A 15,266-nucleotide genomic window follows, 5' to 3' on the forward strand; every position below is an offset into this window, starting at 1 on the left:
TAACCGATTTTATAAATTTTTTAGCATGGCCTACTCATATGAGACCAGCGCTTGACTACAGCTGGTAGTAAAAAATAGACAAATCTAATATAGATCATCGCTTGCTTTCGTTTCCACCATCGCGCCATTAAAAAGCGAAATAAGCAAAGCTGATATTCGCTCGTGCATTATAACAGTGTGCTCATTGTTGCAAACTTGCATATGATGCCGCAGTGCATCACGAACAGACTTAATACCTGTTACATCAATTACAATGTCGACCTCTTCGCCTTTCTTTAAAAGTTCGTACATGTCTGTCGTAACAGTAAGACCGCGCTCTTTTGCCAGAAGAATACCGGGGGCTTGAGGGTTTGTATCTGCAATACCAACGATTTCTACAAACTCTGCAATGAAAAGTCGATTCAGTAGCTCCAAGCCCGCGCTACCGCCACCCACGACTGCAATTTTAAATTGATTTTGACGCATTGCTAATCCTTATCTGCTCTTAAATACTAAAAGCCTCAACTTACGCCCACATGAATAGATTAACTAGCCGCAAGCAGTTAGAACTCATAAAAAAACCTCATTAATTGTCTCAAGTCAGGCAATTAATCATTTAACTTAGAGTTAATAGAACAGTAATTTTATTTGTTGCTGCTCAGCATATGGATTTCCTTGTTATGGAAAATAACTAGACAAGCTATAAGAGGTTTGAAACAATCGGACAAATTTCATTCAAATTCACATGGGTAACGCTTCATGTATGAAGTAAAACGCTGATTTTTTACATGAAAAAACTCTCAAAGCTACACCGCCAAATTTTTTCAATCACAACAACCTTAGCCTTGCTTACTATTCTCATAATTAGCGTTTGCATAGCTTCTCTTTTGTATACGCAAGGCATAGACAATGCTGAGTCGGTCCTGCGAAACAAAAATAGGTCAGTCACTGCTCTTATTGAAGGTTATGTTGCGCCTTTACGCAAAGCGGTAGACTATACAGGCAGTAAAGCTTCCGATGTAGATCACAGCAATTATCATGAGCCAGATACTCAAGCAAAAATTCTTAATCTATTTGACACACTACAGAACACGATTCCCAACATACATTACATTTTCGCTGGCTATGAAGATGGATCGCTTTTAATCAATAATTACACCCCACCTTCTGACTATAATGCGGTTTTAAGACCTTGGTACCAAGCTGCCATCAAGACAAGCCCTTTGATATCTGATGGTATCCCTTATCAAGATGTGAATTCGAAAAAATGGTTAATATCGTTTGGTAAAACTCTCCTAGATGAAAATGAAGGAGTGATAGGAGTTATTTCTATAGATGCAGGCATGGAAGCTATCGTTCAATCATTGGCTGCAAAAGATGAGAATTATCCGACTATCTACAACTTTGTAATGAATACTGAAGGTAAAATATTAATTCACCCTGATGAAAGCCTTCCAGATACACTTCATCGACAAATTATCTCTCATATACCTAAACAAAAAAATGCTTCAGGAAGCCTTTCATATCGTGATGGTAAGCTCGAAAAGCTAGCGCACTTTAACCGCATTGATGAACTTGGTTGGATTGTTGTAACAGAAGTCAATTTGTCAGATATACGCCATCCCATCATGAAAACTATATCTCTAACTGTATTAGCAATAGTATTAGGCTCTCTTTTCACTACTTGGCTAATGAGTCATATTTTAAGCAGACATCTGATATTACCTCTAAAAAACTTGCAAAATAGAGTGCAGGAAATTATCGAGGGAAACGATAAAGCAAACAAGTATGATTTTCCTAACAACGAAATTGGTAAAATATCTGAATCGATAGAAAAGCTAACTGAAAGGGCTTTATTTCAAAAAAACATAGAACTTAAAGAAAAAAACTCGCAGCTTAGTTCCATATCTCATACTGATCAACTAACAACGATCGCGAATCGCCGTAAAGTTATGGAAGTTCTGTATACAGAAGTCAGTAATTTCCAGCGACACCGTCGCCCGTTTAGTGTCCTAATGTTTGATATTGATCATTTCAAACGTGTGAATGACAATTACGGTCATGAAGTTGGTGATCAAGTGCTTATTAGGCTGGCTCAAGTTATAAAAGAGACGATACGCGAGACTGACACGTTTGGCCGCTGGGGAGGAGAAGAGTTTATCATCGTCTGTCCTAATACCAATAAAGATATGGCTTTAGAAGTGGCTAAGAAAGTGTTCTCTTCCATTCACTCTCATAATTTCCCCCTACAAATTAAGGTAACAGTGAGTCTAGGCCTATCAGAATTTACTCATATTCATACATTAGAGAGTGTCCTAGTAGAAATTGACAAAAAAATGTATAGAGCCAAGCAAATGGGACGAAATCGTATTCAAACCTAATGCATAGACTGATAGCATCAATACAAATTTTATGGAGTATTTATGATAGCAGGTCAAAAGCAAAAGGCAGATGCGGGTGTCGGTAATAAACACATTGTCATTCAAAGACGTTATGATGTTATCGGCGCCTTTAATGATCTATTAATCGCTATCTGGTTTCTAATAGGCAGCGTGTTTTTCCTGAGTGAATCCCTTACGTACAGCGGCACTTGGCTATTCATTGTCGGCAGCGCTCAATTAATGATCAAACCTGCCATTAAAATCATTGGTTACATGCACGTCGGTAGAATCCACCCAGATCTTCAAAATAAAAACGCTTAGATAATTGAACTCTAGCACTAAGTGACACTAAAGCGATGCCGGATAATAATTAAAATGGTTATAAGCATCGCCCTATCGACAAAAATCGTATCCAACCATGCCTACCTCACTGCTAAGTGCCTAAATATTCTGGGGAACCTCTTATTCTATAGTTTTCTGATCGACATCAGTAATCACAAAGAACGGTGTTCCCGGCCCCCAAAAGGCCGTAGAATCCGGCCCCTTAACTCCACCTAGCTGATAAACGAAATAAGATAGAAACAAGAGATGATAAACATGACAGAACACACTCCGGTGATTGCGACGCACAATGGCAACTTTCACGCAGACGACGTATTTGCTGTAGCAGCACTGAAACATATTTATCCATCTGCGAAAGTAGTTCGAACACGTAACCTTGACGAGCTAGACCAAGCCGATATCGTCTTAGATGTAGGTGGCGTATACGATGCCGACAAAGGCCGTTTCGACCACCACCAACGAGGCGGCGCTGGTGCTCGTGACAACGGTATTCCGTTTTCATCATTTGGCTTGATGTGGCAAAAATACGGCCTAACAATCTGTGCTGGCAATCAAGAAGTCACTGATGCGGTGGATAAAAACCTCGTCTCTGTCATCGACGCCATCGACTGTGGCCATGTTGACGGCCCACTCACCGGTGTCAGCCTGAGCCAAACCATATCCATGTTTAACCCAACTTGGGAAGAGCACGGCAATTTCGACGCTTGTTTTGAAGAAGCCGTAACCTTTGCTTCACGAGTACTGGCGCGCTTTATCGCCTCGGCAAATGGTGGCGTTAATGCCAAATCCATCGTCCTTGAAGCCATTGAGAACGCCAACGATCCAAGAGTCATCGTCTTGGAGCAATTTACACCGTGGAAAACCACCGTTCTGAACACCTCAAAAGATGCCTTATTTATGATCTACCCTTCACAAACTGGCGAATGGCGTATTCAAACCGTGCCGGTTGAACTAGGTTCGTTTGAAGATCGCAAAAAACTGCCTGCTGCTTGGGCGGGCCTATCTGGTAAAGAGCTGCAAGACGTGACCGGATTTGATGATGCTATGTTTTGTCATAACGGCTTGTTTATCGCAGGTTGTGCATCGTTTGAGAATACCATGAAAATGGCAGAGATGGCGTTGGAGGGTTAAGGCTTTAGGGGCAGATAGGGTTTTCATCTGCCCCTGATTGTTCTATTTTCATCACCTACCATTTGATAATTAGTGGCAACTCTGGGCGAAAGTCTTTGGATAACCCGCTACTACCAGCATCTAAAGTCATCACTATTAGATGCTCGCTTCCAAGCTCGACCTGAAGCCTGTCTGTACTTTGTAGCGCACGTAGTGTTTCTGAAGCCTCTCCTCGCAGGACAGATAGTTGAACATTGCTAATAGTTTTGAATTTTCCTACTTTTTTCTTTTTGCTAACTGGGTCAATAAAAGGCACATAAATGCATAACGGCTCTTCCAATATTTCAGAATTATTTCCAATAAGAAATGCATTTGGAGGCTCAAAATAATCTGGTTGATATTTCCAACCGCTAAATGGTATGTCAACATTAGTGCCACTTGTACGAGTTAGAATAATTCCAAATGGCGATGCTTCGCTTTTTTTGATTCTCTCTTGAAATCTCAGGTTTTTAGCCGGGCCATTTTCGGATTCTTCACTATCACGAACATATAGAATTTCGAGCATTCCATTCGAAAACTCAAAGCGTCTATTTGAAGTTCCTTGGCCTTTGTGGTCTCGACTAAAACCCTCGTTCAACCCCATAGATACTAAAAGATCACCAGCTTCTCTAGGCTTATCAGTGAGTATAAAAAAATGGTCTAGCTCTAGGTTCAGCACTCAAATCTCCTGAGAATATAACGCCCTGTTAAGGTGTGAGCAACACAATACCAATGCCGCCGCATACCACCTTAAACACTAAACACAACGCATAGCAAAAATGCCAAGCGTTGCGAATCACCCTTAAACAGTTTGTTAGCCAAAATGCTTTTTGCGATGACAATTTGGACATAGAGCTTCTGCATTTTCCACAGAGTCTTCACCCCCTTTGGAAAGAAATACCTTATGATGAACCTCTAAGTAGGGCGTTCCATCTTTGGAGCGTATAAAAGGAGCTCGCTCACCACAACACTCACAGTTACCTTTTGCTCGTTCAAGAACCTCCGCTACAACATCAGGGTTTCTAACAAACTCTGCTTGATACGTCAGTCTCATGGTAGGCTTTTTCTCTGCCACATTTAGCCTTTTTTGACGCTTAGCTGTGTCAGATAAAGAAGATATCACCTGATCATAAAACGAGTTTCTGGCTTCTTTCTGTTCTTTGATACTAATAAACTCCACCGGAAGCTTTTTGAGAACAGCTTTCATCTGGTTTGTTGTGTATGTTGCCGGTGGACAATTAGCAGCCAGTGCAAATGTATATTTTAATGGATATAGCTCTCCGGAGATTAGTAAGAACCAATCAACTCGATTTAGGGTCTGCGTCCAGGGGCGAATATTGGCTTTATACTTTTCAGTACCAACTAAAAGCTGTTTCATTGTTATTGCTGGTGCTGTCATTATGCCTCCTTTTGGTTAACGCTAAGCTAGCGGGCAGTGACGTAGCGGCATAATGGCGAAGCGCCGCTGCGTTACTGTCCCAGTGACCGAAGGGAACGTGTTAAGCGCCTTGTTAGCTGCTTCGCATTAACGCCAATTTAGCCCCGAAACCAATAAAGACAACACCAGTAATTGAATTTAACCACGCTTTGAACTTTCGATTATTTGCAGCTGTTTTTACTCGTGATAATGCCAGCACCATGATAGAGAACCAAATAAGATTGACTAAGGAGTGCGCTGTGACAAGAGCGTAAGCGCTAAATGCAGTACCTTCTAATGAAATGAATTGAGGAAAGGCAGCAAGATAAAACATGGACACTTTTGGATTAAGAGCGTTTGTTATAAAGCCTTCCAAGAATGCATTGTGGATAGAAACCTTATTTTGATTCTGTGAAAATAGCTCTAATGGTGGATCAGCAGGCTGGTTAAAAGCACTTCTAATTGATTTGATACCTATCCAGATTAGGTAAGCGGCACCTAGCAATTTGAATACAGTGAAAGCGATTGCTGATTGGACCAAAAGAATCGAAATGCCGAATATGGATAGCGAGCCGTGTAAATAAAATGCCGCCACGAAGCCTGCAACGTTTGCAAACCCAGCCTTTTGGCCCGAAAGAGCAACGGTTTTAGCTACGAGGAAGCCATTGGGGCCAGGTGATATGACAAGCAGTGTTGCAACCGCGATGAATGTGATGATGTTGTTTAATTCCATATTTTCTCCTTAAAAAATGCGACGCATTTGGCTATCCGCGTTGACGCACTTGTTAGCCTCATTTCTAAATTCGTTGAGATATGAAGACAATAACTTTTTGCCTTTCATAGATGTACTGGAGTAGTGATTTGGATTCATAATCATATTTAAAACGTGGCGTTCATGGGTACTTTCGCATCTAACGTCTGGGCACATGATTCTGAGAGATTCCACATAACGCAATAATTCATAAGTTGACACAAATTCATCAATCGTTTTGTCAAATAGGTATGTTCTAACAGACAGTTGTTCGACAGAAGGAATAGAAATTATTCTTTGCAAGACGTCACGCCACGCAGAAAGAATTGTGTCAACCTTGGTTCCAGTAGCTCCTCCGCTTCTGTAAATGGATTTACACTTTCTAAGTGAGAGAAACGTTTCTGCCTCAGCCTTCTCTAAAAGAAACTCTTTTTCTATTTCGCGAGACAGCTGGATTACATTAAATATAACTCGCCCCTTTCTTGCGAAGTACTTAATAAAGTAATCCCTTGACAGTACGAATAGGTAGTCTGCGAGCCACCAAGAGGCCCCATAACCAATAGGGCTGCCCAGAGCATTAATAAGGCTTTGTCTAGAGCGCTCCATTTCTTCTAGAGGTGGGGGAACTAAATCGCATTTGGAAATAAATTCAATAAAAGCTCCACCCCTATCGTACATCACCTTTGACTCGAGCTTTAAATGTTGAAGGAACAACGAACCATGCAACCTCATAGATTCAAGCTGACGTGGCGTATAAACAGAAACACTATACCCACGATCAGTATACTGAATTATGGAATTTTTCTTATTTTCCGGCTTGCAAATAACAAGCAAATCCTTGTCGCTTTGTCCGTCACTACCGCCAGACACCTGAGATCCAAACAATACTACAGATAGAATGCTCACGCTCTTATCACCCTAGAACTTATCGATGTAAGAAACAGTGAAATGACTACTATTCCCAATGTAACCTCACCGGCAACAACAAGTTTACCAAGTTGTGTGGTTGGGGATATGTCACCATAACCAAGAGTCGTTAGAGTGACCAAGGTGAAATATACAGAATCGATAAATGAACATATAACGCCGCCACCGAAAAACTCCATTCGGAATGTGTAATTTATGCCGGACAATAATAAGACAATAGAAACAAATGTAAGCAGTACTCTGTATAACTTCAGACCATAACCAGAAGTTAGAAAATCAAAAACGTGAATTAGCTTTTTCAACATGAATGTGGGCAAATTAATCCTCTTGCGTCTTAATTGCGAATTGAGGTGCGCATTTTCTGCTCGATGCATCATGTAAAGGCTCTGTTTTGCCCTGTCTGGCTGCCTTTCATTGTTTAGGTTTTTATATAGACTATGGTATAGGTTAGCCGCTATATTTGTATCTGCCTTTAGATCAAAATTTTTCTTAAAGTAAGCTGGGTCAATAAGGGTTCGTTCAAATTGGGACTTATTGGTGTTTGTGTCGATAAATGTGCAGTCGATAAACTCACAGTCAATGAATTTAGAGCTGAGCAGCAAGCAACCATCGAAAACGCAATACACAAAGCTGACATTACGAAATTCAGTATCCTTAAATGATACGTTTTTATATGTTTTTTTCTTCTGCTTCAGAATCTTTGATGGATCCGGATTGAAATGTTCTGGGAAATACAGAACATCTTCAAAAAAACCATGATCCGGATCCTCTTGATCCAAAAACTCCTCTTTATTCAGAAATTCATCAAGAGAGTTCGTTCTAGTAGGTGTTCCAGAAATTGAAAACTTATTTGCGGCCATTATTTATGCTTGCTTTGATTCTCGTTTAAAAGGCTAACAATTAAGGGTTATACGGCAGCGTAGCTGCGGCTATAACCCACTGTTGAACGGCCGCGTTGTCTATATAGGGGATTTGCTTTTTTCATGGTGGGACTTCCCTGTTAAATAACTCGCTAAAACCAAAGATCCTCTGGTCTATTCCGCATCAGATCGTCTTTGATCGCCGATATATTGGTTCTTAATGTACCCATTTGTAGCGTGATTTCACCAGAGAGGCAAGCGATTCCCTCAGGCCTTATGACCTGATCTGTGTTTACACTCTGATCTCACTATGTGCTAACTCTAACTGCCATTGTCCCATGGTAGCATGACGCGAGGCTGTTCCGTCACGTTACTCTCAGTGACGTCACCAAGATAAGTAACAGTACGTTCTCCACAAGCAGGGCAAGAGCAACTTGATTCCGAACTATTGCGATCAGATGAAAAATTCACGAGATTTAGGCTTGGCGATTTACCTCATAAATGCAGGTTTGGTCGCGGGTACAACCCGCTCCTACAAAATAGATATTAGCAACGTTCCATGTGTTTGATTCGCGCTGACGTTCGAAGGGAGGAACGACCTGAGATTTGCGCAAGCGAATTGAATTACATGGAATGGGGCCGCGAAGTGGTTTCCGTGTGCCGAAGCGGAGATTTAGTAACCTAGAATTACCCCCTAGTTTGCAGGTTGCTCCCTCGCGCAGCGAGGTCGTACAAGAGTTCAAAGCTGTCGTTTTCGAACTATTGGGGGCAGATAAAAATTCACGAAATTTAAGCTTGGCGATTTACCTCATAAATGCAGGTTTGGTCGCGGGTACAACCCGCTCCTACAAAGTGTAGTTTCCTTAGCAACGTTCCGTGTGTTTGTTTCGCGCTGACGTTCGAAGGGAGGAACGACCTGAGATTTGCGCAAGCGAATTGAATACATGGAATGAAGCAGCGAAGCAGATTATGAGCTCCGAAACTGAGATTTAGCAGCCCAGAGTATGCCTAGGCTGCGGATTTTTCCCTCGCGCAGGGAAGCTTACATGTTTAGGGAGATGTCCCAGTCTTTCCAGACGACTTCGCGGCCTTGGGCGCGGATGGCGTTGGCGATTTCGGTGACGCTGCGTTCGTCGCTGATTTCAAATTGCTCTAGGGCTTCTTTGGCGTCATCGGCGTAGCCGCCCGGTTGAGTTTTCGATTCTGCGCTCATGGTGGTGAAGCCCATGCGTGCGGCGTGGTTACGAAACTCCGCCGACTCTCGGGTGGAAAGGCTCATTTCCAAGTCCGCATCAAAGAGTCGCCATGCGGCGATAAGTTGCACTAGTTCGAGATCGGAGATCACGGATTTCGGTACGATGCCACCAGCACAGGGGCGAATGCGCGGGAATGCAACGCTAAAACGTGAACGCCAGTAGCGTTTTTGCAGGTGTCTTAGATGGTGCGCCATCATGATGGAGTCGGTGCGCCAGTCGTCCAAACCAAGTAAAACGCCTAAGCCGATTTTATGGACCTTGGCTTGGCCGATACGATCCGGTGCGTCTAAGCGGTAGTTAAAGTCAGACTTGTTACCCCGTAAATGATGCTCAAGGTAGGTACTACGTCGGTAGGTTTCTTGGTAGACCAAGACGCCATCGAGGCCGAGTTCTTTGAGTTGCGCATACTCTTCCATTTCCAATGGCTGCACTTCCATGGAAAGCTGGCTAAAAGCGGGCTTAAACAATGGCAACATGCGCTCGAAGTAAGGCATGGAGACTTTTTTGGTTTCGCCCGTCACCAGCAAGATATGGTCAAAACCCTTTTTCTTGATGGCGTCGATTTCTCGTTCAATCTGCGCTTCGTTCAAGGTTAAGCGCTTGATGGCATTGCTCATGGAAAAGCCGCAGTAGGTGCATTCGTTGGCGCAGGTATTAGACAAATACAAAGGCGCAAACAAGCTGACTGTCTTACCAAAACGCTGCAACGTCAGGCGTTCACTCTCTGCTACCATCTCATTGATAAATGGCTTGGCGGCTGGGGAGATCAAGGCGGCAAAGTCATTGATATCACGCTTAGGTTTGGCCAGTGCTCGACGCACGTCTGCTTCGGTGGCGTTTTGATGCTGAGCGGTAATGGCGTCCCAATTTAGCGCTTCGAGTTGTGCGCTAAATTGGCCTTCGACCGCTGGGCTTTGATGCAAGACTCGTATGGCGCCACTCATACCAGCTCCTTGAGGAACTCGGTGAAAGGACTAGACGCTTCGGCGGTATGTTGCACTTTACCCGTACCCGATTCATAGGCCGTTCGCCCTGCTTCCACCGCCAGTTTAAAGGCTTTACCCATCATTTCAGGATGGCTAGCAACCGCCATGGCGGTGTTAACCAAGACCGCATCCGCGCCGGCTTCTAACGCAGCGGCAGCATGAGACGGTGCGCCAATGCCCGCATCAACAATCACAGGCACAGTGCTTTGCTCAATAATGATGTCGAGGAAGGGTTTAGAGGCCAAACCTTGGTTCGAGCCAATCGGTGCACCTAGTGGCATCACACATTGTGCGCCCACTTCTTCTAGGCGTTTGCACAGTACTGGGTCCGCATGAATATAAGGCATCACCACAAAGCCTTGGCGCACTAGCTCTTCGACCGCTTTAAGGGTCTCAATTGGATCTGGCATTAGGTAACGTTGATCTGGGTGGATTTCCACTTTGACCCAATTCGTCTCTAAGGCTTCTCGGGCCAATTGGGCAGCGTAGATAGCTTCTTTAGCATCGCGAGCACCAGAAGTGTTTGGCAATAGCTTTACACCCAGTTTTTGCAATGGCTTTAGAATATTGTCAGAGCCGGCTTTTAAATCCATACGGCGCAAGGACAAGGTGGTCATTTCACTGCCACTTGCCAAGATGGAAGCAATCATCTGCTCTTGGTTGGCGTATTTGCCCGTACCGGTAAATAAGCGTGATGAAAAGGTATGACCTGCAATCGTTAATGACATATTAACCTCCTGCAATGGATTCAAAGATATCGATACGGTCGTTGTCTTTTAATAGGCAATCCGACCACAGACTGCGTGGCACCACTTGTTGATTCACTGCCACCGCGACCCGCTGTTCAGTACTGACATAGCTTTCTAGTAAAGCGGATAAAGTGCTGTGCTCAGACTGAACTGGCTCATCATTCACATACAGTTGCATCAACTTCTCCTTGTACATCATTGAGCACCGCCTTTAGCAAAGATTGTGTTGCGGTTTTTGGATCGTCCGCACGGGTAATCGCGGTCACCAAGGCGATGGAATCCACGCCTGTGGCTTTTACTTTTGGCAAGCGTTCCGCATTGATACCACCGATGGCCACTGTTGGGTAAGCACCATTGATCAGCTCAACATATTGGCCTAAACGGGTTAAACCTTGTGGCTGAGACGGCATATCCTTAGTCACAGTTGGAAAAATGTGACCAAGGGCGATGTAGCTTGGCTTGAGGTTAAAGGCACGCATGATTTCAAAATAACCATGAGTGCTTATGCCAAGACGTAAGCCGGCCTGCTGGATCGCCGAAAGATCCGCCACTTCAATGTCTTCTTGCCCCAAATGCACACCGTAAGCGCCCAGTTCAATAGCCAGTTGCCAATAGTCATTGATAAAGACTTGCGCGCCATGTTGCTCGCCTAAGGCGATGGCTTGTTGGATCTTTTTCCTCAGATCCTTGTCGTCAGCATCTTTGATACGCAATTGCGTAGTGGTCACACCCTGTTCTAATACCAAGGCCAACCATTCCACGGTATCTACCACTGGGTAGAGGGTAAACAGCTCTTTGCGAATGGGGCTAAACTCAGCCTCGCCAGCGATCACATGGTCATCGGCGAAGCTGGTGCGTGGGAACCAAGTACGATCTTCCGGCCAACCCGCCCCCGCAGCACGGGCTTGTTGTGTTAACCATGCGAGCGCCAAGGTCATGGCATCTAAATGTTCGTAGCCTTGCTCAATAAAACACGCCAACGCCACGGCAAGATCGTTTTGGTTTATCTTGGTCAGTTTATCAGCTTGAAAATGGGCAATACGCTGACCTGGCAGCTGAACCGTAATCTGATTATTTAGGCATTGGGCCTGATAGATATTGCTTTCTGCCTCGAGCTTACGAACAAACTGCCAAGTTTCCATTGTTGTTTTCAGCGTTAATTCGCCGTGGAGCAGTTCAATACAGCACTGATTCTGAGTTTCATCGGTTGTGGAGTGAAACACTCGACACCCAAGGTGTTGAGTGTTATCCAAAACAGATGATTTAAACCCAGCGTCACGAAACGCTATTTGTTTAACATCTGTTGAGATCATCTATTTTTCACTCACTAATTCTTGTTGCTCTAGCTTTTCGGCAGCCAGCTTATCAGTGGTTAACTTGTCTGTGGTCAAATAGACATCACTGCCTAGCTCTTTGAACTGCTCAGACATCTGCTGCATACCCTCTTCTGCCGTTACGTCCACCGCTTCGATCTTCTCAAGGCCTGCGGCGTAGTCACGTACTTCTTGAGTGATCTTCATCGAACAGAATTTCGGACCACACATCGAGCAGAAGTGAGCCACTTTACCGGACGCTTGTGGCAAGGTTTCATCGTGGTAAGAACGTGCTGTTTCTGGGTCTAGAGACAGGTTGAATTGATCTTCCCAACGGAATTCAAAACGTGCTTTAGACAAGGCATTATCACGCACTTGTGCGCCTGGATGACCTTTGGCCAAGTCCGCCGCATGGGCCGCGATCTTGTAAGTGATCAGACCTTGCTTCACGTCTTCTTTGTTCGGCAGACCCAAATGCTCTTTTGGTGTGACGTAACATAGCATGGCACAGCCGTACCAACCGATTTGCGCGGCACCGATACCAGAGGTGAAGTGGTCATAGCCGGGGGCGATGTCTTGCGTCAATGGGCCTAAGGTGTAGAACGGCGCTTCGTGGCAGTGCTCAAGTTGCAGATCCATGTTTTCTTTGATCAATTGCATTGGCACGTGTCCTGGCCCTTCGATCATCACCTGAACATCGTAGTCCCATGCAATCTTCGTTAGTTCACCAAGGGTACGCAGCTCCGACAGTTGTGCTTCGTCGTTGGCATCCATGATCGAGCCTGGACGTAGTCCGTCACCTAGCGAAAGAGCCACATCATAGGCAGCACAGATTTCACAAATTTCTTTGAAACGTGTGTAAAGGAAGTTTTCTGTATGGTGCGCAAGACACCATTTCGCCATGATGGAACCGCCACGAGAGACAATTCCCGTTAGGCGTTTCGCTGTCATTGGCACGTAGCGTAGCAAGACACCACAGTGGATGGTGAAGTAATCCACGCCCTGCTCAGCCTGCTCGATCAAGGTATCGCGGAACACTTCCCAGTTTAGGTCTTCGGCAACACCATCTACTTTTTCAAGAGCTTGGTAAATCGGTACCGTACCGATTGGTACGGGCGAGTTACGTAGGATCCATTCACGGGTTTCGTGGATGTTTTTGCCAGTCGACAAGTCCATCACGGTGTCTGCGCCCCAGCGCGTTGACCAGACCAATTTCTCCACTTCTTCTTCGATAGAAGACGTCACCGCCGAGTTACCAATATTGGCATTCACCTTCACTAGGAAGTTACGGCCAATGATCATAGGCTCAGTTTCTGGGTGGTTGATGTTGTTAGGGATGATGGCGCGACCTTCTGCCACTTCTTTACGCACGAATTCAGGGGTAATTTCAGTTTGCAGGTTAGCACCAAAGCTGTGGCCCGGGTGCTGTTTTAGCAAAAGCTCAGATTTGATCGCCTGTAGGTTTTGGTTCTCACGGATGGCGATGTATTCCATCTCTGGCGTAATGATGCCTTGGCGCGCGTAGTGCATTTGCGTGACACATTGACCCGCTTTAGCTTTACGCACTTTTGGTAGGTGCTTAAAGCGCAATTCGTCTAGCTCATTATTGGCTAAACGCTCTTGAGCGAAGTTTGAGCTGGCGCTTTCTAGCACTTCAGTATCGTTACGGGCTTCGATCCATTGTTTACGTAATGCTTTTAGACCCACATGAACGTCAATGTTTTCTGCAGGATCGGCGTATGGCCCCGCAGTATCGTAAACATAGATTGGCTCGTTTGGCTCAAAAGTCAGATTGTTAGGGTCCGAGCCAATAGGCGTATCGGTTAAATTAATCTGACGCATGGGCACCTGGATCGATGCATCGGAGCCTTGTACGTAAATACGTTCGGAGGATGGAAAAGGAGTAGCTTGCAAAGACTCGATAAACGCTTTGGCTTCTAGACGGGCAATTTCACGAGTTTTCTTATTAGGTTTTGCAGGTGTAGTCGACATTAGCAGATTCCCATTATTGTATGTTTGGAAAAAATGCTTGTCAGGAGGTCACGTACTTCCACGTACGCGCGGCTGTTTTAAGACCTATTGCCCTTTGTGGACTAGGTTAAAACAACGCAATTTTAGCAGAAAAGAAATGATGCTTTCTTGTTCCCTTCGCAGGTATTAGCCTGATCAGGTTCTGCGGATCCCGCATTAAAATGCGATCTCAGCCAATTAAGGCACTCCGACAAGTTGCACATCAGTATACGCGTTTGTTTGCTTCTGTAAACAAACAAAGATTGAATGATTGGTTAGTAAAATTACGCTTCGTTCATCGCAAGCGCTTGCTTGTACAAAGCGTTTTTCTTCTCACCAGTGATCTCAGCAGCCAATGCTGCCGCTTGTTTTACAGGCAATTCTTTGAGCAATATTTTTAAAATTTTAAGAGCCTCGCTGTTGTCTTCTTCCTGTGCAGGCAAAGACACCATCATCACGAACTCACCACGAGTTTGGTTGCTATCGTCTTGTAAAATACGCTTAATTTCTGAAACTGAGCCTGATATAAATGTTTCAAAAGTCTTGGTTAATTCACGTGCCAAGGCCACTTGAGCTTGCTCACCCCAAACCGCTTCGAGGTCTTCTAAACAGTCCAAAATACGATGGGTAGATTCATAGAAAACCACGGTACCAAGACTTGGCATCCAGCTCGACATTTCGTCGCGACGAGATTTACTTTTTGCTGGCAAAAAGCCGACAAAGCTAAAACGGTCTGTTGGTAATCCTGATGCACACAGTGCGGTAATCAATGCAGATGGGCCTGGAACAGGCACAACTTTGTGCCCTTCTTGACGTAAAAAGTTCACCACATGATAACCAGGATCAGAGATCAATGGCGTGCCCGCATCAGAGATCAAGGCCACGTTTTTACCGTCACTTAACAAGGAAGCAATGTAGGACGCCTTATCGCGCTCATTGTGGTCATGTAGAGCAAACAGCTTTGTATCGATACCAAAATGATTCATCAAACGTTTGCTATGACGGGTGTCCTCTGCAGCGATAAAGTCAACTTCTTGTAAAACTCGTTTTGCACGATCCGTAAAATCGTCCAGATTACCGATTGGGGTCGCTACAATGTAGAAGGTTCCTCTCACATCATTATCAGACTGTGTTACCATGATTCCT

The 15,266-nt window shown here is 44.5% G+C and carries 15 protein-coding genes, 1 pseudogene and 1 riboswitch; of the genes and pseudogenes, 3 read left to right on the plus strand and 13 right to left on the minus strand.

What is annotated here, in order from left to right; translation table 11 throughout:
* Positions 1–84: 84 nt before the first annotated feature.
* Positions 85–465, minus strand: coding sequence for a hypothetical protein (locus ACXAC1_RS18975; RefSeq protein ID WP_475063563.1), 381 nt, complete (start codon positions 463–465; stop codon positions 85–87).
* 302 nt (positions 466–767) lie between these two features.
* Here ACXAC1_RS18975 and ACXAC1_RS18980 point away from each other — a divergent pair, with 302 nt between their 5' ends.
* The 3 genes from ACXAC1_RS18980 to ACXAC1_RS18990 all read left to right on the plus strand — a co-directional run bounded on the left by ACXAC1_RS18980 (position 768) and on the right by ACXAC1_RS18990 (position 3,833).
* A complete protein-coding gene (locus ACXAC1_RS18980) occupies positions 768–2,360 on the plus strand; it encodes a sensor domain-containing diguanylate cyclase (protein WP_475063565.1) in 1,593 nt (530 codons plus the stop codon).
* A gap of 42 nt (positions 2,361–2,402) precedes the next feature.
* Entirely contained in the window at positions 2,403–2,681 is a 279-nt protein-coding gene (locus ACXAC1_RS18985) for a YrhK family protein (RefSeq protein WP_475063566.1), read from the plus strand.
* 276 nt (positions 2,682–2,957) lie between these two features.
* Entirely contained in the window at positions 2,958–3,833 is an 876-nt protein-coding gene (locus ACXAC1_RS18990) for an MYG1 family protein (protein WP_475063568.1), read from the plus strand.
* Between the two features lie 55 nt (positions 3,834–3,888).
* On the opposite strand, the gene ACXAC1_RS18995 is transcribed toward ACXAC1_RS18990, so the two are convergent.
* From ACXAC1_RS18995 to rsmI, 12 genes and pseudogenes are all read right to left on the minus strand, one after another.
* A complete protein-coding gene (locus tag ACXAC1_RS18995) occupies positions 3,889–4,530 on the minus strand; it encodes a hypothetical protein (RefSeq protein WP_475063570.1) in 642 nt (213 codons plus the stop codon).
* 135 nt (positions 4,531–4,665) lie between these two features.
* Positions 4,666–5,250: an HNH endonuclease gene (locus ACXAC1_RS19000; RefSeq protein WP_475063572.1), complete on the minus strand. Its 585-nt coding sequence runs from the start codon at positions 5,248–5,250 to the stop codon at positions 4,666–4,668.
* A gap of 112 nt (positions 5,251–5,362) precedes the next feature.
* A complete protein-coding gene (locus ACXAC1_RS19005) occupies positions 5,363–6,001 on the minus strand; it encodes a LysE family translocator (protein ID WP_475063574.1) in 639 nt (212 codons plus the stop codon).
* Between the two features lie 9 nt (positions 6,002–6,010).
* Positions 6,011–6,925, minus strand: coding sequence for a hypothetical protein (locus ACXAC1_RS19010; RefSeq protein WP_475063575.1), 915 nt, complete (start codon positions 6,923–6,925; stop codon positions 6,011–6,013).
* Positions 6,922–7,806 (minus strand): ion channel, encoded by an 885-nt coding sequence (locus ACXAC1_RS19015; RefSeq protein WP_475063577.1) that lies wholly within the window; start codon positions 7,804–7,806, stop codon positions 6,922–6,924. The genes ACXAC1_RS19010 and ACXAC1_RS19015 overlap by 4 nt, the downstream gene beginning before the upstream one ends.
* Positions 7,807–8,127: 321 nt before the next feature.
* Positions 8,128–8,250 (minus strand): annotated as a pseudogene (locus ACXAC1_RS19020) (IS91 family transposase); the annotation flags it as partial.
* A gap of 598 nt (positions 8,251–8,848) precedes the next feature.
* Positions 8,849–10,006 (minus strand): 2-iminoacetate synthase ThiH, encoded by a 1,158-nt coding sequence (thiH, locus tag ACXAC1_RS19025; RefSeq protein ID WP_475063579.1) that lies wholly within the window; start codon positions 10,004–10,006, stop codon positions 8,849–8,851.
* Positions 10,003–10,776: a thiazole synthase gene (locus tag ACXAC1_RS19030; RefSeq protein WP_475063580.1), complete on the minus strand. Its 774-nt coding sequence runs from the start codon at positions 10,774–10,776 to the stop codon at positions 10,003–10,005. Before ACXAC1_RS19030 ends, thiH begins: the two co-directional genes overlap by 4 nt.
* 1 nt (position 10,777) lies before the next feature.
* A complete protein-coding gene (thiS, locus tag ACXAC1_RS19035; protein ID WP_475063582.1) occupies positions 10,778–10,975 on the minus strand; it encodes a sulfur carrier protein ThiS in 198 nt (65 codons plus the stop codon).
* Positions 10,956–12,110, minus strand: a complete 1,155-nt coding sequence (thiE, locus tag ACXAC1_RS19040) for a thiamine phosphate synthase (RefSeq protein WP_475063584.1) — start codon at positions 12,108–12,110, stop codon at positions 10,956–10,958. Before thiE ends, thiS begins: the two co-directional genes overlap by 20 nt.
* Positions 12,111–14,102: a phosphomethylpyrimidine synthase ThiC gene (thiC, locus tag ACXAC1_RS19045; RefSeq protein ID WP_475063586.1), complete on the minus strand. Its 1,992-nt coding sequence runs from the start codon at positions 14,100–14,102 to the stop codon at positions 12,111–12,113. It abuts the gene before it with no gap.
* Between the two features lie 134 nt (positions 14,103–14,236).
* A riboswitch (TPP riboswitch) is annotated at positions 14,237–14,341 on the minus strand.
* A 63-nt stretch (positions 14,342–14,404) separates the two neighbouring features.
* Positions 14,405–15,259: a 16S rRNA (cytidine(1402)-2'-O)-methyltransferase gene (rsmI, locus tag ACXAC1_RS19050; protein WP_475063587.1), complete on the minus strand. Its 855-nt coding sequence runs from the start codon at positions 15,257–15,259 to the stop codon at positions 14,405–14,407.
* Between the last annotated feature and the right edge of the window lie 7 nt (positions 15,260–15,266).

The sequence above is a fragment of the Marinomonas sp. AWM4_232 genome, assembly GCF_056158325.1.

What these genes read in the sequence shown, in the direction of transcription:
- thiE (WP_475063584.1), bottom strand. Translation starts at nt 12,110, where the DNA reads ATGATCTCAACAGATGTTAAACAAATAGCGTTTCGTGACGCTGGGTTT.
- thiC (WP_475063586.1), bottom strand. Translation starts at nt 14,102, where the DNA reads ATGTCGACTACACCTGCAAAACCTAATAAGAAAACTCGTGAAATTGCC.
- thiH (WP_475063579.1), bottom strand. Translation starts at nt 10,006, where the DNA reads ATGAGTGGCGCCATACGAGTCTTGCATCAAAGCCCAGCGGTCGAAGGC.
- ACXAC1_RS19030 (WP_475063580.1), bottom strand. Translation starts at nt 10,776, where the DNA reads ATGTCATTAACGATTGCAGGTCATACCTTTTCATCACGCTTATTTACC.
- ACXAC1_RS18985 (WP_475063566.1), top strand. Translation starts at nt 2,403, where the DNA reads ATGATAGCAGGTCAAAAGCAAAAGGCAGATGCGGGTGTCGGTAATAAA.
- ACXAC1_RS18980 (WP_475063565.1), top strand. Translation starts at nt 768, where the DNA reads ATGAAAAAACTCTCAAAGCTACACCGCCAAATTTTTTCAATCACAACA.
- rsmI (WP_475063587.1), bottom strand. Translation starts at nt 15,259, where the DNA reads ATGGTAACACAGTCTGATAATGATGTGAGAGGAACCTTCTACATTGTA.
- ACXAC1_RS18975 (WP_475063563.1), bottom strand. Translation starts at nt 465, where the DNA reads ATGCGTCAAAATCAATTTAAAATTGCAGTCGTGGGTGGCGGTAGCGCG.
- ACXAC1_RS19005 (WP_475063574.1), bottom strand. Translation starts at nt 6,001, where the DNA reads ATGGAATTAAACAACATCATCACATTCATCGCGGTTGCAACACTGCTT.
- thiS (WP_475063582.1), bottom strand. Translation starts at nt 10,975, where the DNA reads ATGCAACTGTATGTGAATGATGAGCCAGTTCAGTCTGAGCACAGCACT.
- ACXAC1_RS18990 (WP_475063568.1), top strand. Translation starts at nt 2,958, where the DNA reads ATGACAGAACACACTCCGGTGATTGCGACGCACAATGGCAACTTTCAC.
- ACXAC1_RS19015 (WP_475063577.1), bottom strand. Translation starts at nt 7,806, where the DNA reads ATGGCCGCAAATAAGTTTTCAATTTCTGGAACACCTACTAGAACGAAC.
- ACXAC1_RS19000 (WP_475063572.1), bottom strand. Translation starts at nt 5,250, where the DNA reads ATGACAGCACCAGCAATAACAATGAAACAGCTTTTAGTTGGTACTGAA.